This window comes from Nitrospirillum amazonense, from assembly GCF_029594735.1.
Lineage (GTDB): Bacteria > Pseudomonadota > Alphaproteobacteria > Azospirillales > Azospirillaceae > Nitrospirillum > Nitrospirillum amazonense.
The window spans coordinates 1,364,460-1,387,347 of record NZ_JARPAF010000001.1 but is presented as its reverse complement, the minus strand read 5'-3'; the positions used below and the strand labels follow the sequence as shown (position 1 = coordinate 1,387,347).

16 protein-coding genes are annotated in these 22,888 nt (G+C 66.5%); 6 read left to right on the top strand and 10 right to left on the bottom strand.

The features are described 5' to 3' along the window. Positions 1–9 precede the first annotated feature (9 nt). The gene (locus tag P5F91_RS05560; protein ID WP_277906743.1) at positions 10–1,458 is read right to left on the bottom strand and encodes a methyl-accepting chemotaxis protein; all 1,449 of its coding nucleotides are present in this window, start codon (positions 1,456–1,458) and stop codon (positions 10–12) included. A 426-nt stretch (positions 1,459–1,884) separates the two neighbouring features. Between P5F91_RS05560 and P5F91_RS05555 the strand changes: the two genes are divergently transcribed. Further along, a complete protein-coding gene (locus P5F91_RS05555) occupies positions 1,885–3,957 on the top strand; it encodes a M1 family metallopeptidase (RefSeq protein WP_145612992.1) in 2,073 nt (690 codons plus the stop codon). 27 nt (positions 3,958–3,984) lie between these two features. On the opposite strand, the gene P5F91_RS05550 is transcribed toward P5F91_RS05555, so the two are convergent. From P5F91_RS05550 to P5F91_RS05540, 3 genes are all read right to left on the bottom strand, one after another. Further along, positions 3,985–6,006, bottom strand: coding sequence for a multicopper oxidase family protein (locus P5F91_RS05550; RefSeq protein WP_277906742.1), 2,022 nt, complete (start codon positions 6,004–6,006; stop codon positions 3,985–3,987). A 74-nt stretch (positions 6,007–6,080) separates the two neighbouring features. Beyond that, a complete protein-coding gene (locus P5F91_RS05545) occupies positions 6,081–6,554 on the bottom strand; it encodes a DUF1810 domain-containing protein (RefSeq protein ID WP_145612990.1) in 474 nt (157 codons plus the stop codon). Positions 6,555–6,689: 135 nt separating this feature from the next. Then, complete coding sequence (locus P5F91_RS05540; protein ID WP_145612989.1) at positions 6,690–7,316, bottom strand: FMN-dependent NADH-azoreductase; 627 nt, start codon at positions 7,314–7,316, stop codon at positions 6,690–6,692. Between the two features lie 169 nt (positions 7,317–7,485). On the opposite strand from P5F91_RS05540, the gene P5F91_RS05535 reads away from it, so the two are divergent. The 3 genes from P5F91_RS05535 (at position 7,486) to P5F91_RS05525 (ending at position 13,188) form a co-directional block, all read left to right on the top strand. After that, positions 7,486–8,442, top strand: coding sequence for a LysR substrate-binding domain-containing protein (locus P5F91_RS05535; protein WP_145612988.1), 957 nt, complete (start codon positions 7,486–7,488; stop codon positions 8,440–8,442). A gap of 165 nt (positions 8,443–8,607) precedes the next feature. Then, positions 8,608–10,248, top strand: coding sequence for a hypothetical protein (locus P5F91_RS05530; RefSeq protein WP_277906741.1), 1,641 nt, complete (start codon positions 8,608–8,610; stop codon positions 10,246–10,248). Positions 10,249–10,362: 114 nt separating this feature from the next. Then, positions 10,363–13,188, top strand: a complete 2,826-nt coding sequence (locus tag P5F91_RS05525; protein WP_277906740.1) for an ATP-binding protein — start codon at positions 10,363–10,365, stop codon at positions 13,186–13,188. Positions 13,189–13,216: 28 nt separating this feature from the next. Here the strand turns inward: P5F91_RS05525 and P5F91_RS05520 are convergent, their stop codons facing one another. The 4 genes from P5F91_RS05520 to P5F91_RS05505 form a co-directional block, all read right to left on the bottom strand. Beyond that, positions 13,217–13,813, bottom strand: coding sequence for a hypothetical protein (locus tag P5F91_RS05520; protein WP_277906739.1), 597 nt, complete (start codon positions 13,811–13,813; stop codon positions 13,217–13,219). Positions 13,814–14,012: 199 nt separating this feature from the next. Then, positions 14,013–15,311: a glycosyltransferase family 4 protein gene (locus tag P5F91_RS05515; RefSeq protein ID WP_145612984.1), complete on the bottom strand. Its 1,299-nt coding sequence runs from the start codon at positions 15,309–15,311 to the stop codon at positions 14,013–14,015. Beyond that, positions 15,308–15,904 (bottom strand): class I SAM-dependent methyltransferase, encoded by a 597-nt coding sequence (locus tag P5F91_RS05510; protein WP_145612983.1) that lies wholly within the window; start codon positions 15,902–15,904, stop codon positions 15,308–15,310. Before P5F91_RS05510 ends, P5F91_RS05515 begins: the two co-directional genes overlap by 4 nt. 18 nt (positions 15,905–15,922) lie before the next feature. After that, positions 15,923–18,337 (bottom strand): glycosyltransferase, encoded by a 2,415-nt coding sequence (locus P5F91_RS05505; RefSeq protein ID WP_277906738.1) that lies wholly within the window; start codon positions 18,335–18,337, stop codon positions 15,923–15,925. 333 nt (positions 18,338–18,670) lie between these two features. On the opposite strand from P5F91_RS05505, the gene P5F91_RS05500 reads away from it, so the two are divergent. Next, a complete protein-coding gene (locus tag P5F91_RS05500) occupies positions 18,671–18,934 on the top strand; it encodes a hypothetical protein (RefSeq protein WP_277906737.1) in 264 nt (87 codons plus the stop codon). A gap of 31 nt (positions 18,935–18,965) precedes the next feature. Here the strand turns inward: P5F91_RS05500 and P5F91_RS05495 are convergent, their stop codons facing one another. Beyond that, a complete protein-coding gene (locus P5F91_RS05495) occupies positions 18,966–19,679 on the bottom strand; it encodes a hypothetical protein (RefSeq protein WP_277906736.1) in 714 nt (237 codons plus the stop codon). A 228-nt stretch (positions 19,680–19,907) separates the two neighbouring features. Beyond that, complete coding sequence (locus P5F91_RS05490; protein WP_145612980.1) at positions 19,908–20,882, bottom strand: calcium-binding protein; 975 nt, start codon at positions 20,880–20,882, stop codon at positions 19,908–19,910. Between the two features lie 555 nt (positions 20,883–21,437). Between P5F91_RS05490 and P5F91_RS05485 the strand changes: the two genes are divergently transcribed. After that, complete coding sequence (locus tag P5F91_RS05485) at positions 21,438–22,886, top strand: UbiA family prenyltransferase (RefSeq protein ID WP_145612979.1); 1,449 nt, start codon at positions 21,438–21,440, stop codon at positions 22,884–22,886. Positions 22,887–22,888 lie beyond the last annotated feature (2 nt).

The following is a 22,888-nucleotide window of genomic DNA, read 5'->3' as shown; positions in this document are numbered from 1 at the left end:
ATGGTCCGCTTACTGGGCCAACACGCGGGCCGCTTCCCGGGTCTTGTCCACCATGGTTTCCACCTGCCGGATGGCGCGGCCGATGTCGTTGATGTTTTCCGTCACGGTGTCCACCGCGCCGGCCGTCTGCTGCATGTTCTGCGACATTTCCAGCGTGACCGCACCTTGCTGCTCCACCGCCGCGACGGCCGAGGTGACGTGGTCCCGCACGGCATCGATGGACCGGCGGATGCCCTCCAGGGCGCCGACCACCTCGCCGGCCACGGACTGCATGCCGGTGATCTCGTCCGAAATCCCCTGCGTGGCGCTCGCCGCCTGGTTGGCCAGATTCTTCACCTCGGTGGCGACGACCGCGAAGCCCTTGCCGGCCTCCCCCGCCCGCGCCGCCTCGATGGTCGCGTTCAAGGCCAGCAGGTTGATCTGGCCGGCGATCCCGCGGATGACGTCCACCACCCGCTCCATGGACTGGGCGACGGCGTTGAGGCGCTCGGTCGCCGACCCGGCGGTTTCCGCCTCGGCCGCGACACTGTCCACCGCCGCGCGGGACTGGGCCATGTTGGCCGCCAGCTCGCGGGTGGACGCGGCCAGCTCTTCCGCGCCGGCGGCGATGCCCTGGACCGCGCCGGCCGTCTGGTTCGCCGCCGCGGCCACGCCCTCGGACCGGCCCACCGACTGTTCGACGGCGGTGTCGATCTCCTTGAAGTTGCTGTCGATCAACTGCTTCAGGTTTGCCAGCATGCGCACCTGGCGGGTGATGTCGGTGGCATACTTCACCACCTTGTACGGACGGCCATCGGGGTCGAGGATGGGGTTGTACGAGGCCTCGATCCAAACCTCGCGGCCGCCCTTGCCCAGGCGCTTGAATTGGCCCGCCTGGAACTCACCTCGGCGCAGGGTCTCCCAAAACTGGCGGTACTCCGGCGCGTCCTTTTGGCCCGGTTCCACAAAAACGCTGTGATGCCGGCCCTCGACCTCCGCCGCCGTGTAGCCCATGGTGTTCAGGAAATTGTCGTTGGCGCGCAGGATGGTGCCGTCCAGGCTGAATTCGATGACCGCCTGCGACTTGTTGATGGCCGTGACCTGGCCCAGCAGGTCGGCGTGTTCCCGCTTCGCCGCTGTCACGTCGGTGGCATACTTCACCACCTTGTACGGCCGGCCGGCGCGGTCGAGGATGGGATTGTATGAGGCCTCGATCCAGACTTCGCGGCCGCCCTTTCCCAAACGCTTGAACTGCGCGGCCCGGAATTCCCCCCGGCGCAGGCTGTCCCAGAACTGGCGGTATTCCAGGCTGTCCCGATACCCTGGCGCCACGAACAGGCTGTGATGCTGTCCCTTAACCTCGGCCAGGGTGTAACCCATGGCCTTCAGGAAGTTGTCGTTGGCGGTGAGGATGGTGCCGTCCAGGGCAAACTCGATAATGGCTTGGGATTTGCCCAGGGCGGCCAGCGTTGCCTTCATGTCCCGGATATGCCGTGCCAGAAAAGACCGAAACATTAACCACTCCGCGAAGTAAGGGATTCGCCCTTTTAAAGATGGTTAAAGGGCCACCCCGTAAAAGCGCAGCGCACCGCTTGAAAACAAGCAGTGCATCTGATGATTCTGACAGGGGTGTTTGTTGGGATGTGAATGTAGTATTAATGCTATCGACTGTCTAGCCGGATTCTAAAGTCCACAGACATGCACTTTACTTTCCTTGGTTAATATTTGATGTCATCAACCAGGGAGCGGGGTGCTCGCCGGTCGCCGCAGGGCTTCCACTCCTCTGCCAAATCCCTCATGATGGCAGGGACTTAACGACCGGCGCCATCATCCAGGGCAGGGGATGGGGTGCGGTCCCCCTATCCTTCCGCCACCCTGAAACGATAGCCAGAGGTTGCTTTCTCCATGGCCATGTCCTGGTTCCGCCGTACCATGTTCATCGTGTCCACGTTGACTTTGACGACGACGGGAACAGGCCGCAGCCAAACCGCTCAGCACGTGGATACGCAACAGACGTCAACCCGGATCACCCAGCAGCTGGAAAAACCCGCCGACACCGAACCGCCGCTGACCACCGCCTACCGCCCATTCGAGGCGTTCGCGCCCCTGACCCTGCCGCAGGCGGTGAACCAGTACCGGTCGGGCAGCGGCCTGCCGGGCCCGGCCTATTGGCAGAACCGGGCGGATTATGAGCTGCACGCCCGCCTGGACCTGAGCAACCCTGATGCTCCCGCGCTGAGCGGCAGCGGCGTCATCCGCTACACCAACAACAGCCCGGACGCGCTGGACCGGCTGTGGCTGCAGCTGGACCAGAACATCTATCGCAAGGACGCGCGCGCGGCCGTGGCGGGTGGCGGGCGGCCCAGCCGGGGCAACACCGACGGCATGACCATCAAGGCGGTCGCGGTCGATATGGGGGACGGCAAGGCGGTGGCCCTGCCTTTCCATATCGACGACACCCGCCTGTGGATCGACCTGCCCAAGCCGCTGGCCGCCAAGGGCGGCAAGCTGGCGCTGCACATCGACTACGCCTACACCATTCCCGGTACCTGGGGCGGGCGCACCGCCCACACGCCGACGCAGAACGGCGAGATCTATGAGATCGCCCAATGGTATCCGCGCATGGCGGTTTACGACGACCTGCGCGGCTGGGACACCCTGCCCTATCTGGGGTCGGAGTTTTATCTGGAGTACGGCGACTTCGACTACACCGTCACCGTGCCGGCCACCATGCTGGTGGCGGGTTCGGGCGAGTTGGTGAACGGGGCGGAGGTGCTGACGCCCACGCAAGTGAAGCGCCTGGACCAGGCCCGCGCCAGCGACGCCACGGTCATGATCCGCACGCCGGATGAGGTGACGGACCCCCGAGGCCGCCCGCGCACCAATGGCGAGATGACCTGGCATTTCCGCATGCGGAACACCCGCGACGTGGTGTTCGCCGCCTCCGCCGCCTTCGTCTGGGACGCCGCGCGCGTGAACCTGCCGGAGGGCAAGCACGCCCTGGCCATGTCGGTTTACCCGGTGGAGGGCGTGGGGCCGGACAAGTGGAACCGGTCGACGGAGTACCTGAAGGCTTCCATCGAGCATTTCTCCAGCCAGTGGTTCCCCTATCCCTGGCCTGTCGCCGTGAACCTGGGCGGCCACGGCGCCGGCATGGAATATCCGGGCATGGTGTTCGACGGGTATAAGGACCAGGGCAAGAACCTGTACTGGATCACGGCGCATGAGATCGGCCACACATGGTTCCCCATGATCGTGGGCTCGAACGAGCGGCGCGACGCCTGGATGGATGAGGGGTCCAACACCTTCATCGACATCTATGCCCAGGACGCCTTCAACCACGGTGAATACGCCCCCAAGCGCGACGGGGAATATGCGCCCGGCGGCGGCAACCCCGCAGACGAGATCCTGCCCCTGCTGGCCGACGCCGACGCCCCCAACATCGTCAACGCCCCCGACGGCATGTCGGAGAAGTACCGCCACCCCGTCAGCTATTTCAAACCGGCGCTGGGCCTGGTGCTGCTGCGCGAGCAGATCCTGGGGCCGGAGCGGTTCGACGCCGCCCTGCGCCGCTATATCCGCGCCTGGGCCTACAAGCATCCGTCACCGTCCGACTTCTTCCGCGCCATGGAATCCGGGGCGGGCGAGGACCTGACCTGGTTCTGGCGCGGCTGGTACTTCAACAACTGGGCGGTCGATTTCGCCGTGCGCAAGGTCGCCTATGCCGAGGGCGGGCCAGACAAGGGCGCCCTGGTCACCCTGGCGGCCCTGGACCGCCTGGTCCTGCCGGCCACCCTGCAGGTGGACTACGCCGACGGCAGCCAGCGCAGCCTCCGCATTCCGGTGGAGACCTGGCGCGGCCGGGCCGAGACCACCGTGCGGCTGGACGGCGGCCCCGCCATCACCCGCGTCACCATCGACCCCACCCACGCCCTGCCCGACACCAACCGGGCCAACGACGTGTGGGAGATGAAGTAAGCGTAAAAGCCGGCGGCCTCCTTCGGCTTAGTGATGCCCTGCCCCTTCGTGGTGATGGGCATGCGGGGTGATGGTGGGCGCCTTGCCCGGTTCCACCATCTCCACCAGTTCCATCATGCCGTTGTCCTCGTGGCTGGTGTTGTGGCAGTGCATGACGATGGCGCCGGTGTAGTCCAGCGCCTGGCTGAGGAACTGCACCACCTCGCCGTAATTGAAGCCGGTGTTGGCGTCGACGTTGGTCAACCCGCCCGGGAAGGTGCAGTTCGTCCCCCCCACCGCCCGGGCGCAATTGATCAGCACCGTGTCGCGCCAGATGGGGAACGCATAGTCGACCGTGCCCCGCTTCATCACCTGGAAGGAATTGGTGTGGATGTGGAACATGTGGGTGTCGGCGGCGCTCATCACCCCCCACAGGTTCGTCTGGCCCAGGGTCAGGATGCGCTGCGGCCCGCCCTCGGCATTGAAGGGGCGGCCGTTGACCACCGAGGCGCCACCGGCCGATTCCGCGTAGGTGCCGCTGGTGAAGCCGAACACCACCCCCTGGGTGGGAGAGGCCGGCCGGTCGGCCGCGTCCACCAGGGTGGTGGGGGCGTACAGCCGGTTCAGCTGGGACTGGGTAGGCAGGGCGGTCGCCGTGGGCCCGGATGCCGCCGCCACCACGTTCACCGTCATCACCAGCTGGGCGTCGGGGACAACGCCAGGCTTGCACAGATCGCCGATGCCGGGCTGGCGCGCCAGGGGATCCTGCGAGGATTGCTGCCGCTTCACCACCGTGCCGGGGGCGGGCTGGACCAGCAGGTACCGGCCGGGCTTGGCCGGGGCCTTGACCATCAGGTCCAGGCGCTGGCCGGGCGCCAGGAACAGCAGCTCATTGTTGACCACCCCCTTGCCGTCCGGCTTGGCCACCGGCGCCGTCAGGCGCAGCGGCAAATCCTCTTCCCCCGGCGACAGGGGACGCTGCACCGGTACGCCGTCGGCCGCCAGGACATAGGCGGCGGGCGCCGTCGCCGCGTCCACGCCGGTTTGGGGCACCAGGCACATGGGCACCACCGTGCCCACCGTGGTGTTCACCACCCGCCACAGCTGCACCTCATTCGTCGTCATGGTGACGGTGGGGTTCAGCTGGCCGTTGACGGACAGTTTCTGGTTGACGTTCTGCGCCGGCTCGGGCGCCGGCTGGCCGTCGACATAGGTGCAGCGGGCGAAGGAATAGACGCTCTTGCACGTCACCCGTTGCGGGCTGGTCAGGTTGGGCGCGGATTCGATGCTCTGCAGCAGCATCACCTTTTCCGCCGCCCCCCGCACCGCGGGCAGGCTGTCGATGCCGTTCTTCTCATCCTGGATGATCAGCGCGCCGCTCATGCCGCTGGCCAGCTGCAGGGCCACCGCCCCGTGCTTGTGCGGGTGGTACCAATAGGTGCCGGCCGGATGCTGCTCCGGAATCTTGATGCGGTAGTGGTAGTCGCCCTTCTGGCACAGGCTGGCGTCGCCGTTCGCGTCCCGCACGCACATGGCCATGACATCGGCCGGCGTGTCGGCCGGATAAAGGGCCAGCAGAACGTTGTCGCCGTCCTTCTGCGGGCTGACGTGCAGGCCGTGGGTGTGCAGATTCAGCACGTCGAAGCCATGGGGCACGGCGTTGAACATGGTGCCGTCGCCCTCGTCCGCGTCGAACGGCAGGCCGTTGGTGAACAGGATGTCCAGCGTGTCGCCGGGATGGGCGCGAATGGTGGGGCCGGCCAGCAGTTCACCCGTCGGCAGGGCGGCGCCCATGACTTGCTTGCGCGCGGTCACCGCCGCCTTCACCTCCGCCCCCTTGCGGTCGCCGAAGCTGACGAAGGCGTTGGCCTGCACCTTCAGCGGCGCGCCGTCGCCGTTGGGCAGGGTGAAGATCTGCGGGAAGGCCATCAGTTGCGACACACCGGCCACCACTGGCATGGGCGCCGGCTGGACCAGTTCCCCCGCCGGCGCGGGGCCGGCGGCCAGGGCCGTAAGGGCCAAGCCCCCCAAGGCCGACGCCCGCCGGCCCGGCTTCGCGATAATGGACATGCACGTTCCCCCGTCAGCGTATCCCTTTCGGGATAAACTGCCCGATAAACGCGCATAGATCCATACACCACTACTTATGCAGGCATTTTATCGACAGCACCGGCCAGCTGCAGCGTTCGATGATCGGGTTGGCCGTCAAAATACTTGTCCAGCGCATCCTGGAACAGGCTGTCGCAGTCGCCGGCCGCCAGATGGAACAGGGTCATGCTGGAGCGGAACTTCAGCGCGTCCACGGGACCGAACACCGCCCGGGCGTCATGGCCGGGCAGCTCGTTGACCAGGCCGGTCAGTTGGCGCAGGCGCCCGCCCAGGATGGTGTGCTCCAGGTAAGCCCGTGCCTCCCCCAGCGAAGCCAGGGCGTAATGTTGCGACGTCGCACTTTGGCCCAGCCCCGCGATCTGGGGAAAGAAGTACCACATCCAATGGCTGCGCTTGTGCCCGGTGGTCAGCTCCTGGATCACCGTGTCCAACTGCGGGTTCTGGGCATCGACGAAGCGTTGCAGGTCCCAGTGTGGGCTGGCGGTGAATGAGTCGACAGGGTGGTCCATGGCTCCCTTCCCTTGTTTCCACGACGGCCGGCGCTCAGCATACAGCGCCGGCCAAAAGAAAACCGGCGCCCCTGACGGTCAGGGACGCCGGCTTCCAACCGCCAACGGGGGAATTTTGTTCAGGGACCGAAGGTATCAGGCGGCCTGGGCCACGAACAGGTCACCGATCTGGGTGTTGGCGGCGGTCAGCGCGCCGGCCTTGGCATCCGGGCCCATGGCGACGCCCTCGGCGCGGACGATGGTGACATCGGTCATGCCCAGGAAGCCCAGGAAGGCCTTCAGATAGGCTTCCTGATGGTCCAGCGCCGCCTCATACGGGGTGCCGGCGTACTTGCCGCCGCGGGAGGAAACGACGATGACCTTGCGGCCGCCGGCCAGGCCCTGGGGACCGGCCTCGGTGTAGCGGAAGGTGCGCCCGGCCTGGGCCAGGCGGTCCAGGTAGGATTTCAGCTGGCTGGGGATGGAGAAGTTGTACATGGGCGCGCCGATGACCACGACATCGGCCGACAGCAGCTCGTCCACCAAAGTATCGACCAGCGCGCGCTCGGCCTGTTGCGCGGGGGTCAGGTTCTGGTCGGCACCAAACTTAGCGACCGCCAGCAGCTCGGCGTCCAGGTGGGCGGGGGCCACGGCGGCGACGTCACGGTACACCACCTCGCCCGACGGGTTGGCCTGCTGCCACGCCTGGACCACGGCGGCGGTCAGCTGACGGGAGACGGAGGCCTGGGCCAGGGGGCTGGAGTCGATATGCAGGAGCTTCATGATCCGTACTCTCAATTCTGGGATGGGCGCCGGTGAGGCCCGGCCGCCGAAGACCCCTTGAGATTGCCACTGGAACGCTCTTGCCATCAGGGGCCAGATTTCACACTCTATGTTCCATGATTGGAACAATGGCCGTCCCCGGCAACCGGACGGCGATCGGGGCCTCACCATGCGCGACCTGAACGATCTCTACTACTTCGCCCAGGTGGTGGAGCATGGCGGCTTCGCCGCGGCAGAGCGGGCGCTGGGCGTGCCCAAGTCCACGCTCAGCCGCCGCGTCTCGATGCTGGAGGACCAGTTGGGCGTGCGCCTGCTGCAGCGTTCCACCCGCCGCTTCGCCGTCACCGACGTGGGCCGCACCTACCATGCCCACTGCCTGGCCATGATCGCCGAGGCGGAAGCGGCACAAGAGGTGGTGGACCGCACCCGGGCGGAGCCGCAGGGCACCGTGCGCGTCAGCTGCCCCACCGCCCTGGTGCCCACCCGCGTGGGGGCGGTCGTCACCCGCTACATGGCGCAACATCCCCGCGTGACCATCCGGCTGGAGGCCAGCAACCGCCGCGTCGACGTCATCGAGGAGGGCTACGACCTGGCCATCCGCGTGCGCATGCCGCCGCTTGAGGACAGCGACCTGATCGTCAAGGTGCTGGAAAGCCACGGCTCGGCCCTGGTGGCCAGCCCAGACTTCCTGGACCGCCACGGCCGGCCCGCTACACCGGAGGAGCTGTCGGCCCTGCCCGCCGCCGACATGCCGCGCACGGGCGGCGACTACGTCTGGCGCCTCTATGGTCCCGACGGCATCCTGCGCACCGTGCCGCATCAGCCCCGCCTGATCACCGAGGACATGGCCCTGTTGCGCGATGCGGCGCTGACCGGGGTTGCCATCGCCCAGTTGCCCCACTTCATCATCGACAACTATCTGGCTCAGGGCGTGCTGGAGGCGCTGTTGCCCGGCTGGACCCTGCCGGCGGGCGTGGTGCACGCGGTGTTCCCCTCGCGCCGGGGCCTGGTACCGGCGGTGCGCGGCTTCATCGACGCCTTGGCGGCGGAATTCGCCGAGCGGCCCACGGCCCCCTGCCCGGCCAACCCCGCCTGGATCGGCGGCGGGCCCGACCTGGGGCTGTAGCGGCACAGCACGGTGGGCCACCCCCGTGGCAGGAAAACCACCTTGGCCGCACATCTGCAACCATCCCCACCCTTTGCCCTTGACAGCGGGGGCCGACGCCAGTGCTACTAACACGCTAAGTATAAGAATTTTGGGGAAGTTTTGGTTTTGGGGGACCCATCCGCCATGCCTGGGTCGTCTACTGTCCGCCACCTTGGTGCGCGGCTGGGCGGGCTTGTGCGCACCTGCCTGGCCCGGCGCTTCCTGCTTCCGCTGCTGGCCATCCTCGCCGCCCTGGTCCTGATGCTGTGGCCGGCACTGCTGAACGGCTTCCCCATCGTCTTCTTCGACACCGGCGGCTACATCGAGGCTGCGGCCGAGCGTGAATTGGTGGAGGGGCGGTCGCTGGCCTACGGCCTGTTCCTGCAGGCGACGTCGCTGAACTGGCGCACGCTGTGGGGGCCGGTGGTGGCGCAGAGCCTGCTGACCCTGTGGCTGTTGCGCCTGCTGTGCGCCGGCCTGGCGCCCGGCGACGGACTGCCGGGCGGCAAAGGCAATGGGTTCGGGGCCCTGGGCCTGGTGGCGGTGCTGGCGCTGGGCACCGGCATGGCCTGGTACACGGCCCAGCTGATGCCGGACATCGCCATCCCCCTGGTGGTGGCGACGCTGTGGTTGCTGGCCTTCCGCTGGGATCGGTTGCCCTGGGGGACGCGCCTGGGCGCGGCCGCCGTGGGCCTGATCGGCCTGCTGTCGCACATGTCAGGCATGGCCCTGGGCGCCGGCCTGGTGGCGGTGCTGGCGCTGATGAAGGCCGTTGGCGTCCTGGGCCGCCCGCGATCCTGGCGGGCCCTGCGCCTGCTGCCGGCGGCGGCCCTGGTGGCGGGCAGCATGGTGACCCTGCCCCTGCTGAATGGCGCCGTCACCGGCGAGACCAGGCTGACCCCCGGCGGGCCGCTGTTCCTGTTCGGCAGTCTGCTGCAGCAGGGCCAGGTGCGCCGCCTGCTGGACGAACGATGCGCCGACGACCCGCACGCCTACACCCTGTGTGCCTATCGCCAACGCCTGCCCACCACGGCAGATGAGTTCCTGTGGGCGGAGGATTCCCCCCTAGTCGCCCTGGGCGGCTGGGAAGGCATGGAGCCCGAAGCCGCGCGTATCAACATGGCGGTGATGCGGGCCTATCCCCTGGCCCTGGCCCTGTCGTCGTTGCAGGCGGGAATGGAACAGTTCTTCCGCGTGCAGACGGGCGACGGCCTGGACGAGTTCCACCGCAGCACCCGCGAGGCGATGCACCAGTGGCTGGCTCCCCTTGAGCCCGCCTACCTGAAGGCCGACCAGCAGAGCGAGGGGCCGACCCCCGGCATGGCGGACCTGTCCAACTACTTGACCGTTCCCCTGGCCTATCTGGCGCTGGCTGCCCTGGCCGTCCTGGTCCCCCAAGCGGTAAGGCGTCGCGACGGCATGGCCCTGGGCGCCCTGCTGTTCCTATGGGCGGCGCTGGCCGGCAACGCCCTGATCTGCGGCGCGCTGTCCAACCCGCACGACCGCTATCAGAACCGGCTGGTGTGGCTGGTCCCTGTGTTCGTCCTGGCGCTGAACACCCGCCTGCGCCAAACCGAAGAGGCGACGGATGAGGCAGAGCCGGCGCTGCGGGTGCCGAATGCCATATCCCTGCCGGCGGCCCTGCTGCGCCGTCGCGCGACGCGGCCTGTCCTGACCAGCCCCCTCATTGATCTGGGTGTGCCTGATGGCCTGGCGGCGGAAATGGCGGGGGGAGACCTGGCCGTGGGAAGCGCTGCCGAGCGGGCGGTGACGCCCCAACCCTGACCTTCTTGGTAAGGCGCAAATCCACGTTGATTGCGCTACGCTTTTCGGGCGCTTGTGCCAACCAGGCCACCCCCGCCGCGCCCGCCCGCCCCGAGCCCGGCCCGGGCGCCAATCATGGACCCGCGGATGATCCGCTTCTCCCTTCCCGTGCGGCTGCTGCTGGCGATCCTGCCGGCCGCTGGCGTCATGCTGGGGGGGATGATCCTGGTCACCCTGCATCTGAGCCAGCGGGTGGTGGAGCGTTTCATCAACGACTACGGCCGCGACACCGCCCAGCGCGAGGCGCTGGCCATCAGCGCCGGCATCCAGGAAGAGATGACCCTGGCCGAAGGCGCCGCCCGCCTGGTCTCCGCCCTGGCCGCCACGCGGGAGCGGGAAGGGGTCGCCCCCACGCTGGCAGACCGGCGGCAGATCACCGAATACCTGCGCCAGGCGGCGGCCTTGCATCCCGAGGCCGTGGGAATCTGGTTCTTTGCCGAGCCCGACGCCCTGGGCCCCGACGCCGCGGCGCTGGCCCTGCGGGATTCCCTGGTGGGAATGGCGGGCACCGGCCGCTACGCCCTGTATGCCACCAGCCAGGAAGGTGCCGTGCGCCTGCAGTCCCCGCCGCCGGACTTCGACGCCCAGGACTATTACACCCGCGCCCAGCGCAGCCACCGCCTGGCCATCCTGCCGGTCCATATCTTCCCCATACAGGGCGTGCCCACCGCCCTGGTTTCCCACGCCTTCCCGGCCATGGTGGGCGACCGCCTCATCGGCGTGGCCGGCGTGGACCTGGACCAGCGGCAGCGCGCCCACGTTTATGAGGGGCACCACCCGTTCGGCGCGCCCATCGCCATCATCAACACCTCCGGTGTCTGGGGCTATCACCCGGACCCGGCCCGGCTGGGCACTGCCGCCACCTTCGGCGACGGCCCCGACTATCAGTTCACGCCAGGGGAACGGGTGTTCGTCAACCAGGCCCAGCCCTATAGCCTGGAACGCCGCCTGCCCGACGGGTCCCGGCTGCGCCGCTTTACCTGGCCGGTGGACTTGTTCCCGGGTGAGGGCCGACGCCTGCTGATCATGGACGTGCCCCTGGACCGGCTGGCGCGACCCTTCGCCGGCATCCGCACCGCCATCCTGATGGCCGGGCTGCTGTGCGCCCTGTTGCTGAGCGGCCTGATGGTCCTGGCCGTCCGCCTAATCGTGGCCAGGCCGCTGAAGCGTCTGCAGGCGGGGGTGGATTGTCTGAAACGGGGCGAGTACGACCACCCCCTGCTGGATCAGAACTGCCCCGATGTCATTGGCGACCTAGCGCGCGGGTTGGAGGATTTCCGCCGGACCCTGGTGGAACGGGACCATCTGCGCCGCGACCTGCAGCGGGTGGCCGCCTGCATCGAGGTGGCTCATGACGCCATCTACATGATGAGCCGCGACTACACGGTGCTGTACGCCAACAGCCAGGCGCTGACCTTGGTGGGCGTCACCGACCGCGAGACCCTGCTGGGCAGGCGCATTTCCCAATTCGTCACGCCCGAGACGGCCGCCTCGCTGGCAGGACTGCGCCAGCACATCGCCGCTAGCCTGGCCCATGCCGGCGTGTGGACGGGCCAGGTTGACAACTGGACAACCTTGACCGGCCATCGCATCGAGGCCGTGGAGTTCACCGCCAGCAACGACCCCGGCGGCGACATCCTGGTCGTGGCCCGAGACGTATCGGAACGTGACCGGGTGGAACGGGAGCGCCAGATCCTGCAACGCCAGATCCTGCAGCAGGACAAGTTGGAAACGGTGGGCCGCTTGGCAGGCGGCGTGGCACACGACTTCAACAATCTGCTGGGTGCCATCCTGGGCTATGCCGGATTCCTGGTGGCCGACCTGCCGGCGGACAGCCCGGCGCGCGGCTATGCCGACCGCATCCTGGCGGTAGGCGCCAGCGCCAAGGAACTGGTCCGCCAGATCCTGGGCTTCGCCCGCACCGACGCCGGCGTCCAGGAGGTGGTGCCCGCCCGCGCCATCGTGGACGACGCGCAGGTGGTGCTGCGATCCACCGTGCCGGCCACAACCCGCCTGACGTGCATGACTGAGGAAGGCCTGCCGCCCGTGCGCGCCAACCAGACGCAGATGATGCAGGTGTTGATGAACCTGGTCATCAACGCCCACGACGCCCGCCGGGGTGAGACGGGCGATATCACCATCCGCCTGAACCGGGGCCCTTTGCCCTTCACCTTCCCCGACGACTGGGCGGTGGCGGACATCCTGCCGGCACCGGTGGACGCCCCGCATGTGGTGCTGGAGGTGACCGACCAGGGAACCGGCTTGGCGCCCGACCACCTTTCCCGCATGTTCGAACCCTTTTTCACCACCAAGGGCCAGGACAAAGGCACCGGCCTGGGCTTGGCCAATGTGCACAGCATCGTCAAGGCCCATGGCGGCGGCCTCGCGGTCGCGAGCAAGCTCGGGGCCGGCACCGTCATCCGCATCACCCTTCCCAGCCTGTCGGGCCCCAGCATAACCGCGGGCCGGGCAGCCGCGGGGTCCTCTGGCAGTGCGGCCACGGCCTCACCCCTCAACCCGGCTCCGGCCCGGCTGCGGGTGCTGGTGGTGGACGACACCGAGGCCATGGGCGAACTGCTGCGCGAGGGCCTGACCCGGCGGGGGCACGACGTCACCGTCTGCGGTGAGCCGCAGGCGGCACTGGCCCTGCTGGCCGATCAGTCCAGAGGCTACAACGCACTGATCACGGACCAGACCATGCCGGGCATGACGGGCCTGAGCCTGATCCACGCCGCCAAGGGAAGGAACCCCGGTCTGATCTGCGTGCTGTGCACCGGCTATAGCGCCAATGTGGACGAGGCCACGGCCCGCGCCGGCGGCGCCGATGCCTTTTTCATCAAGCCCTTGTCGGTGAAGGTCCTGATCGACCGGCTGGACACGCTGTATGGCACCAGGGGCTGAGGCGCCGGCACCGTCAGGGCCAGCACGGTCAGGGATGGATACGGCTGGGAAACCAGCTGTCCAGGCTGCCACGATCCAGCCAGCGGCCATAGGCGTATGGGGCGGCATAGGTGCCGCCATAAGGGTAAGCCGATCCATAATAGGGATAAGCACCGTCCGCGCCATCGACCAGCCCCGGCCCCAATGGGCCGCCAATCCCACCCCAGGGGCCAACGCCCCAGCCCCCATTGCGGGGATGGCCAGTGACATTGCCCTGCGACACCGATAGCGAGAAGCCGATGCCCGTGTCCTCGCAGGGGCGCAGCGGATTGCCGTCCTGGCCATAATTCAAGGTGGCGCCCGCGCCGCGTTCGATCATGCCGCCGCCGAAGCCGATGCCCATGGTGACACTGCCACCGGCCCGGCAGCTGGTGTCCTTGGACTTCCAGCCATCATCCTCCGGGGGGCGGGCGGCAACCACGCCATCATCCCGGCCATCGGCCGTCGCGACGCCGGGACCGTCCAGCACCGGCGGGCGCGCCGGGCCCTCGTCGATGGCGTTTGCCGGCGTGCTCACCGTCCCAGTCTGCGCCCAGGCGCCACCGCCCATGGCGGTGAGGCAGGCCACCAGCAACAGGGCGGACACCCCGGATTTGCCAACGGCTTTACCCAAGAGCTTGGATGAATGGACGGCAGGCATAGCATTCAACTCCAGGACCGGCGGGGAAACCGCATCAGCCGACCGGGACGGGCGGCAGGCCCGTTTCCAATATGGGACGGGCCAGTCCAGTTTCCACGCATTTCCTGACAGGAACCTGTCGATCGGCACCGCGGGAAGCGCTTCCTTACGTCCCGGGGGTGGGAAGCGGTTTCGAACCCGGCGGACGCCGCAGTGGGATGCGGCTGGCCGCCAGATCCTCGATCAGGCGCATTTGCGTCGGCAAGCAGATCGTCTCCAGGTCGTAGCGGGCCAGGATAGTCTCCCGCGCCCGGCGGCGCAGGCGTTCCAGCCGCTGGGGGTTTTCCAGGGCCGCCGCCACGGTCTCCGCCAGTTGGCCGGGCGAGAAGAAGTCCACCAGCAGGCCATTCTGGCCGTGGCGGACCACCTCGCGCACCGGCGCCGTATCCGACGCCACCACCAGGCACCCGGCGGCCATGGCCTCCATCAGAGACCAGGACAGCACGAAGGGATAGCTGAGGTAGACATGCACGGCTGAGACGTGCAGCACCGACAGGAACGTGGCGTAAGGGACCTTGCCCAGGAAATGGACGCGCGACAGATCGAGGTTCGCGCCCACCTCCGCCAGGTATTGGGCGCGATAGTGCGGGTGATTGGTGGGCCGCGAGCCGTAGCTGACCTCATCCCCACCCAGGATCACCACCTGGGCGTTGGGGCGGCGGCGCAACAATTCGGGCAAGGCGCGCATGAAGGTATGGAAGCCGCGGTAGGGTTCCAGATTGCGGTTCACGAACGTCACCACCTCGTCGCCCGGCCGCAAGGTCAAAGGGGTGGAAGCGCCCTCGGGCGTGACTGTCAGGGTCGCCGCCGCATCCGGACGAACCAGGCGGGTGTCAACCCCATCGTGCACGGTGGAAATGCGGTGCTGGACGTCAGCCGGGAAGCGCTGCGCCTGCCAGCGGGTGGGTGCGACACCCCAGTCCATGGTCTGCAGCCCGTGCAGCAGCACGCTGTTCTTGATGCGGATGCGGAAGGTGTCGTCCAGCGTGCCGGGAAATTCCGGGTCGAAGCCCGCGTCCTGACCGCGCGCGTTGTAAAAAAACTCCAAGTAAGCCAGCAGCTTGGCTTGGGGATAGATGTCCTTCAGGAACAGTGATTCGCCCCAACCGGGATGGGCGCAGATGAGGTCTGGAATGAAGCCTTGCCGGCCCAGTTCCATGCAGGCCCGCAGCACCGCCTGGCCCCGCCGGACCGCCGCCTCGAACCCGGCCACATAATGATGACTGCCGCGGCTGGCGCCTGCCGGCCGGGGATAGCGAACGATAACCATGCCGGGTGGCGGGCTCTGCACCACCACATTCCCGTCCTCGCCCATGCAGACCACTTCATGCCCCGCCGCCGCCATCGCCGGCGCCAGATGGCGATATTGACCGGGAAAATTCTGATGGATGAACAGCAGCTTCATGATGGCTTGGCAGCCCCCGCCGGCGGCGTGACGTAGGCGATGGCCCACAGGTTGAAGCTGGGCTTGTCCTTGGTCACCTTCACGGCGGCGAAGCCGGCGGCCAACAAGGCCTTGCCCAGGGTTTGGGCGGTGAAGCCGGTACGGTGCGCCATATATTCGTTGCCGTTCGCGATGGCGCTGCGCAACCCGAACAGCATGTCCAGGGGCGCAATGGGGCCGGCGGCTGACACGTAGACGGCGTCATCCAGCTTGTCCTCAACCACCAGGGCGGCGACCGCCTGCAGATCCGGCAAGGTAATGAGGGCAAAGCCATCGGGCTTCAGCACCCGGCGAAATTCAGTCAAGGCCACCGGTACCTGATGGGCGTGCAGATGTTCGACATTGTGGGAGGACCAGATGGCGTCCACGCTGCCATCCGCCACCATGGACAGGTCGGTGATGGACGCGACGATGTCAGGCCGGACCGCCGGATCGATGTCCAGCCGAACCTCACGCCATTCGCCGCTATGAAACAGGCTGTGCAGTTTCTCCGGCTTGTGGACGCCGCATCCGACATGCAGGACGGTGCGTGAAACCGGGGTGTCCAAGGTCATGCCCACTTAATCCCAAACTCACGCCGACGCCGGCACGGCATCGACGGACGGTACTATCCCCTGGCGGCGCGCCAATTCCAACAAGGCATCATTGATGCGGGGCGCCGTCATGCCCAACGGCAGCAACATGCCTCGGCCGTGCATCCGCAGGCGTTCCGCCTGAGCACCCAGGTCGAAGGCGGCGACGGCCAAGCCGGCGGCCAGCATTTCCGTCAGGGTGTAGGACCAGGTTTCCGGCCAGACGGAGGGAAGGAAGCCCAGATGCGCCTGATAAGCCCGGACAAGATCCACGCCCTCATCCTCGGTGTAGGCGCCGGTGACGCGCACGCGCCCGGTACCCAGCAACGGCGCGTTATCGCGGGAGTAGCCGACCAGCAGGAATTCCAGAGGCAGGGCCCGTGCCTGGGCATCCTGGGCGCACGCCAGCAGGACGCCGTATCCCTTGGCATCACCGATGGCGCCGACGATGGCCACGCGCACCATCGACGGCCGGGCCGGCGTTGGCTCCACCGCCGGAATCTCCCGATCGGGGTGGGGTTCCACCGCCAGGCGGATGCTGTTCCGGGGGAACTGCGCCGCCATACGGCGTGCCGTATCCTGCGTGGGACAGATCACCCGTTGGGCTCCGGCCAGCAAGGCCGCCATGGACCGGCGCCAGGTCGCGACCGGCCGGTCGCCCGCCATATCCCCAGACCGCAGGAAATGGCCATTGTCACCCACGCACGCCTCGCACACCGCCACTGCCGGCTCGCCGCAATAGCGGTCACTGCCATCCACCAGATTGATGCGCGGGCAGTACCAGACGTAATCATGGATATGTACGTCATAGGACCATCGACCGGCCAGCATGGCCAGCAGAACGGCTGGCACGCCTTTGACGTGGTGAACCACCATGCGGCCCACGCCCAGGGCCTGCAAATCACGCAGCAAGTCCGGCAAGGCCGCCAAGCCTTCGTACACCAGGGACCGGAGTTGCGGTGCGGCCGCGATCTCCAACCGGACGCGTGGCGTCTCCCCGGCCTCGTCTCCCCATCCCTCGGGCCGCAACACCACCACGCCGACACCCTGCGCCCTCAACAATGCGGCCTGGCTATCGACGAAACGATCCGTGCCGCCGCCAAGGACGGGACAGAGCAGCAGGCAGGTCTGAGGGCCCAAGGTGCGCGCCCAGGCCACGTCCAATGCCCGCCGGGCCGGCAGCAGCGGATCGGCGGCGATGAAGGCGTGAACAGCGGGCTGATAGTCAGGATGCCGCTGGTCCAGCAGTGCCAGAGCCGTGGCGATGCGATCCGCCTTTTCCGCACCGAAGGAGGAACCGCCGACATGGCCGACCAGGGTATCCAGCGCCGCGACGTTACGCCAACCCCGCGCCCGGGCCCGCCAGCAGAAATCGTTTTCCTCGCCATAGCCCAGGCCGAACGTTTCGGCGTCGAAATAACCGACGTCGTCCAGGCAGTCGCGACGGATATAAAAGCAAAAGCCGACGCCCGTTGGCACGTCCGCGACCTTGCCCGGCAACGCCGCGGCGGCCAGCCCGTCGAGGAAAGGCACAGAGATCTCAGCCAGCTGAGTACCCTCGGGATCGGGATAACTGAGGATGGTGGCATCGTTGGACAGTGGGGTCACCGTGCCTATTGCGGCGTCCTTGTAAGCCGCGGCGACCAGACGAGCCAGCCAATCCCCGTGAACCATGGCATCCGCGTTCAGCAGGACCACGTCACGGTCCGGGTGCAATGCCATGCCCCGGTTGGCCGTGCGCACAAAGCCCAGGTTGCCGGGATTGCGTAATACCGTCGCCCAGCCCTCGGTCGCCACCTCCTCCACCAGCGCCGTCACGGCCGTGTCCGCTGGAGCATCGGCGATCAGGATGACTTCGACCGGTGGTCCAATCTGCACCCCCGCCATACTCTCACGCAGGGCCACCAAACAGGCCCGCGTCACGGCAGCGTCGCCATAAACGGGGACGATGATGTCCACCGGCCGCCTCAGGCCTGATAGAGGCACCCGAGGCCGGACCGCGTCTTCCACACGGAGCACACCGGCCTGCCAATAGGCGGGTTCGCCGGTGGCGGGGAAAAGTGGCCGCACGCCCAGCCCCGCCGACACCGTCTGTGGCTCCGCCGGCCGAGCGCCCCCTTGCTCCGGCCGGAATACCAGCCGGCGCATCTGCCCGTCCCGGTCCACCAGGTCAAGGGTGACCGGACGCGCCGGGTGGGCGGCGTCCCAGGCCAGCACTGACCACTCGGGGTCACCCGGCGGAATGGAACCCGGCATCGCGCAAACGGGTGCGCGGGTGAAGCGCGCCATGAGGCGGGGTGGACGGGTCATGGCAGCCGCCAGGGGCATGCCCGGCACCAGCGTGCCATTGACGGTGACCTGGACCTGGGCATTCCCCGCCAATTCCGACGGCACGGTGAAGCTGAAAAGGCACAAGCGGGGATCCCGCCGATCGGGAGTCGGGGCAGCCCGATCCACTGTCAGGCCTTTCCATATAAGTTCGGCCTGTCCCCCGGGCGCCGCCGCGATGCCCTCGATCCGGCCCGCGCGAGTGTAGACCACCGCAGGCACGGCGCCCCCTGCCACCAAGCCCCGCAAGGCGGCAAGACAGGTATCGTCGGCCTCGGCATTCCAAGAAAGCGCGGGGACGAGGCGATCCAGGGCGACCGCCAAGTCTTCACGGGATCCCGACAGCGCCTGGAACAAACCGACCGCCGCAAAGGGTTGGGTACCGTCCATCTCCAAGGCGCGGGTGAAGCAACCGGCGGCGTGCCGAAGCTCGCCTCTGCTCAGGGCGACGACCCCTTCGAGGATGACATCAAGCGCAATTTTTCCGCCCTGAACCAAACGGGCGGCGTAATGGGCGGCTTCTTCCAGGCGGCCGGCCGCCAAAGTGGCATGCACCAACCCTCGAAGTGCGGCCAGCCGGGTCTCAGGCTCGGCCAACGCCAGCCAACCCAAGGCTATGGCCGTATCATAGTCCTTCACGGCCACGGCCGCTTCCATGTCCTGCAGCGTCCGACCCAGGGTTGAAGTAGATAAGCCGGACATCACGCGGATCGCATCATCGCGGCAGGACCGCGACCTTCATTGCCATCAAAGGATCCTGAGGCTGGCCGGACCGGCACAGTACCCCCGACTGCCCCTCGATGTCGCCGTGGCGCAGGAAACGAACGGTGTAATCCAGGCGGTGGGTAGCGGCCAACGGTCCCACCAAGCGGAAGCCGGCGCCCAACAGGGGGAGCCCCCGGCCCTGGGTTCCCGCCAAGGTGCCGGCCTTCACCCAGGTACCGGTCTGGTCAATCGGGTTGGCGGCGCAATATTCCAAGCTATCGGCCAGCTCCGGCGAACCGACGACGGTGAAGCCCTCGAGCCACAGCAGATGATCCCCGGCCGAGGCCCATTCGCCGCCAGCGAACACCTTATCGCCCATGCGCTGGATGTGCGCAACCAGCCGTACGTCGATGGTAGCAGGAACCGTCTCATCACCCAATCGCTGCACACCGATGGAGACCGAAGATGACAGCTGGCCGTTCAAGGTCAAGGTGGTGAGCAGCAAGGGCGCCGAATCCGCCGTGACCAGCACGGCCACGCCGTTCGAGCCGTTGATCCAAGTCGAGGTGATGAGACCGTGGGGTGTCAGGAATTGCAGGGCCTTGCGTCCGGGTTCCGGCAGTGAGGAAAGTTGGACACAGGGGAAGGTCACGCCCTTGATCTGCTGCCGTCCTTCGGTGCCGAGACGGACGGTGATGTAATAGGTGCCTTCCGGCAGGGCCATGACCTTAGGCGTCGCACGCACCGGATCGCCACTGGGAGCGGGAGTCGTCACCGCCGTCGTGCCGGCCGGCGCCAAGATATTAGGCTGCATGGGTCTACCAATACAGAAGGGAGCGGAAGCACCGAACCCTGCCCTGGAATAAAGTCGAATGCAAGAAAACCGTGGTGCAGAAACGACTATGGCGGGCACCGGGCCCGCCATAGTGTACCTCATGTATAGATGGCTGGATCAGCCCTTGCTGGTGAACCAGCTGACGTTCACGCCCGTGACACCCTGAACGGTAATGGTGCTGCCGTCCGGCAGGGTCAGGATGGTGTTGCCGTTGCTGACCGTGGCGTTGCTGATCAGCGAACCGAGGTCAAGTGACTTGCCACCGTAATTGGTGCTGGTGAAGCCCAGCACATCTTTCGTCGCATCGAAGCCGGCGACCGTATCGTTGCCGTCACCCGGGCTGAATATGAAGGTGTCCTTGCCGGCCCCGCCGACCAGGCTGTCGTTGCCCGCCTCGCCAATGATGTAGGCTCCGCCGCTGCCAGCAACGATGGTATCGTTACCGGCGCCACCACCCAGCGTGTCAAAACCCGAGCCGCCGACGATGGAGTCATTGCCCGCGCCACCGTTGATGATGTCGTTGCCGACGCTGGAACTGATGACGTCGTTGGTGGAGGAACCGATGACGCTGTCGTTGCCGGTGCCGGCGATGACGGTGTTCACGCCACCCGAGCCAGTGCCCGAGCCACCGCTCAACACCAGGAAGTTGTTACCGGCGTCGCCAACAACGACCTTGCCGCCAGAGCTGGCGTCCAGGAACAGGGCGGTGGTGTTGCCGGCAGCGGTGCCGGTCAGTACGACGGAAGTAAGGCTGCTGTCAGCCACGACGTTGGTGACGATGCTGCTGCCGGTGGAGGTGCCCGCGGCTGTCTGGGACAGGTCAACAGCCGCCAGCGTCGGGTTGGCGCTGGAGCCGGAAACGACGACGCTGCTGACCGAGGTAACGGCCTTGGTGCCGAACGTGATGGTCGAGGACAGGGTTTGGGTCGGGGTGCTGGCCGACGTCGGCGCGACGCTAGCGATGCTCAGCGTGCCGGTGCTGTTCGCCAGGATACCGGACAGGGCCGTCGTGATCTTGTTCTGATCCGCCTGCGAGATGGTCGGAGCCGTCGAGAAGCTAACCGTACCGTTACCACCGGAAAGAGTCGGCATATTTTAATACCCCCGCTAAAACGTCGCTTTTGGCTATGGAGCCGCAGCCCGCTGCGGCACTGACGCGTCAGTTAAAACCCCTTGGCGAATTTATTAACGCGTTCCGCCAGTCCCGCGTGGAAGTAGGTATAATTCACGTCGGTTCCGCTGCACAAGACGGATTCAAGAAGATTATCGCCTTAATTTTAGACATAAGCCGCCGGAGCACATCCGCCAAAGAAAAGCGATCGACAAGCAGACCGGGATTTTAGCCCATTAGGCCTATTACCTTCGGCGGAGACGGCGGGCTTTCTCCCCTTGCTGGCGGGAAAAAATGACCGTATCGCCGTTCGCGGGTGCAGCGATTCGCGCATCAGCCCAACAGGTCTCTTCCGCCAAGGTCAACCGCGTTCGACCCAATCAACCTCGCGATTGTAAGGTGGAGATTAAAAGATTGACGCCCGGCCCGGGCCTATGGCTTTTTTCGCCCCAAGCGTCCTCGTCACGGACAGGATGCATTATATTTGCACAGTTATTCAACGCACTGGCGATGATATTATGGGGGTCCACCAGCCGATGAACGGTGCTGAAAGCAAGCCCCTGGCCCACGTTGGCGAAGTACCATTGGTGGTGGACATCGATGGCACTCTTATTCGGACTGATCTTCTAATTGAGAATTTCTTTACCATGCTGGCCACCAAGCCCTTGGCGGCCTTGGGCATCTGGCGTTTGCCGCTGCGCAGCAAAGCGTGGTTGAAGGATTATCTGGCTGCTAACGCCGGCGTCGATGTCACGACACTTCCTCTTAACCAGCCTGTAGTTGATTTTCTTCTTCAGGAAAAAGCAAATGGTCGTCGTATTTACTTGGCATCCGCCTCCAACCAGCGACTGGTTGAGGCTTTGGCGCGGCATCTCGGTTTCGTCGATGGGTCCTTCGGGTCGAATGAGGCCATCAACCTATCGGGCAAGGCCAAGGCCGAAATGCTGTGCCGTGAGTTCGGCGACCGGGGCTTCGACTATATCGGCAATGATTGGGTCGATTTCGCGGTGTGGCGCCGTTGCCGCGTGGCCATCGCGACCAACGCGACGGCCCGCCTGGTACGGCGGTTGAAGGCGGAACGTGGGGATGCCATTGAATTGACGGCACCCAAGGCCGGAATCAAGGTTTATCTGAAAGCCATTCGAGTGCACCAATGGCTGAAGAACTTGCTTGTGCTGGTACCGCTGCTGGCCAGCCATGACCTGACCGGCCACACAATCGCCAACAGTCTTTTGGCGGCCCTGGCTTTCAGTCTGGCGGCTTCCAGCGCTTATCTGTTGAACGATCTGCTGGATCTGCCCAATGACCGGGCCCACCCCAGCAAACGCCACCGGCCCCTGGCCAGCGGCCGCCTGCCCCTGATCCACGGGGCCATTCTGGCGCCCCTGCTGCTGGGTGTTTCCGTGCTGAGCGGGCTCATAGTGTCGGCCGATTTCCTCGCTGTTTTGGCCGCCTATTACATCATCACCCTGGCTTACTCGCTGCATCTCAAGCGCCACATGCTGATCGATGTGCTGACGCTGGCCGGGCTCTACACCATGCGCATTCTGGCGGGCAGCGCCGCCATTGACCGGCCATCATCCGCCTGGCTGCTGGGCTTTTCCGTATTCGTCTTCCTCTGCCTGGCCTTGATCAAACGCTACATCGAGCTGGTCGGCAGCCTGAAGGCGAACAAGGGCAATCCCAAAGGTCGCGGCTACCGGCTGGAGGATCTCAGCATCCTGTCAGGCTTGGCCAGCGCCAGCGGTTATTGTTCCGTCCTGATCTTGGCGCTGTATTTCAACAGCCCCGAGGTTCACGTCCTTTACCGCAATCCATCGCTGCTATGGCTGGCCTGCGCGCCCCTCCTATACTGGATCAGTCGCCTGCTGCTGCTGGCCCATCGTGGCGAGTTGCATGATGATCCCGTCGTCTTCGCCGCCACCGACCGCACCAGCCTGATCACCGGCGCCGTTATGGTGGCCATCGTCCTAGCGGCGATCTGACC